This is a genomic window from Nocardia araoensis NBRC 100135 (assembly GCF_000308435.1).
GTDB classification, from domain to species: domain Bacteria; phylum Actinomycetota; class Actinomycetes; order Mycobacteriales; family Mycobacteriaceae; genus Nocardia; species Nocardia araoensis.
Map to the genome: position 1 here is coordinate 1 of NZ_BAFR01000275.1, position 1,431 is coordinate 1,431.

The window sequence follows — 1,431 nt, forward strand, 5'->3', positions numbered from 1 at the left end:
GAGTTGCGGGAAAGCGCCGATGACGGCGCGCGGGGGCGCGGGTTGTGACGAAATGGCTGCTGCTGGAGTGCTTTTCGGGTGAGCCGGGACGAGTGATCGCCGTAGGGTCGACGCCGAAGTCGTTCGTGCCGTTGAGCAACATCGTGCGCAATCCGCTGTCGCGGGCAGACGCGGAGTCGGCGCTGCGCCGGGCGTGCGCCACCGGTGGGCCGGTCACGTGCGTCTCCGGCGACGGGCGGCGTACGGTGCTGGCCGAGCCGTTGCTCGTCGCGCCGGGGCGGGCGCATGCCGTACGACTGTGGGTGGGCCCCCGGGACGAGCCGGTGGCGGCGGCCGACCCGATGGGGGCGTGGTACTTCGACCTCACGACCAACCGATCGGTGCGCAGTGACGACCTGCTGGACCTGTACGGCGTCGCGCCGGAGAACCGTGCCGCCGAGCTGGCCATCGCGGGCGCGTTCACCCGGTTGGTCGCCAACCGTGACGAGAGCGAGGCGCTGGCCAAGATCGTCAACTCGGCGCCGGGTACCGAGCATCAGGCGGTCTGGACCATCCGGCGCGACGACGATGCCCTGCGCGCCGGGCATTTCGCCTGCCGGATCATCGCCGAGCCGGATGACGCGGGTGAGCGTCACGTGCTGCTGCGCGGCGTGACCCAGGACATCGGCGCGGCCACCGCCGTCTCCGCCGCCCCACCGCCGACGATCTTGGAGTACGCGGTGCTCGAGGCCGCCACCGAACCCGGCGAGTACCGCGCGATCGTCAATCTGCGCTCGTTGCGTCTGATCCGGTGGATCGGTCCACCGATGCCGGATATCGCCTGGGCGGATCTGCCGGGACAGCCGCGGCCGCAGATTCATCCGGATGACCTGGCGACCGCGCGCACCATGTCGCGAAACCTGGCGCGGCACCGGACCGAGGGCACTGTGCGCGTGCGCCGGATCGACGGCGGCTGGCAACCGGTACGGATACGGGCGGCGTTGATGGCGCTGGATCAGCACACCACGGCCGGACTCGCCACGGTCACCGCGGCATCGTGATCCGCGGTGACCGTGGCGTCGAGATCATTGGCGCGGCAGATCCAGCTCGGCCATTTCCTTCTCGATCGCATTCGCGGCGAAATCCACACCGCGGGAACGCAATTCATGAACCCGGCGCTGGAGCGCCTCGACTCCGCCGGGTTGGGCCGCGATGTCGGCGACGCTGATCCGGCCCTTGGGCCCGTGCACACCCGACTGCACGTACGACACCGTGATACCTCCTGCCTAACACGCTCGCCCACCCACCGACCCGGGTGGGTTCACCACTGCGCTACAAGTCGCACGACAACCGTGTCGACAGGAGAGCCCGGGTCGCCGGGCACGCTGGCTGAATGCTATCAGCGATCTTTAATGGACACTTGATCAGTGTGTCCTGTTTCACACCTCATTC

2 protein-coding genes are annotated in these 1,431 nt (G+C 69.0%); one reads left to right on the forward strand and one right to left on the reverse strand.

Features of this window, described 5'->3' with window-relative positions; genetic code table 11:
* Positions 1–44: 44 nt before the first annotated feature.
* Positions 45–1,040: a GAF domain-containing protein gene (locus ON21_RS30360; RefSeq protein WP_039803646.1), complete on the forward strand. Its 996-nt coding sequence runs from the start codon at positions 45–47 to the stop codon at positions 1,038–1,040.
* Positions 1,041–1,064: 24 nt separating this feature from the next.
* On the opposite strand, the gene ON21_RS30365 is transcribed toward ON21_RS30360, so the two are convergent.
* On the reverse strand, positions 1,065–1,250 hold the full coding sequence (locus tag ON21_RS30365) for a hypothetical protein (protein WP_039803648.1): 186 nt from the start codon (positions 1,248–1,250) through the stop codon (positions 1,065–1,067).
* Between the last annotated feature and the right edge of the window lie 181 nt (positions 1,251–1,431).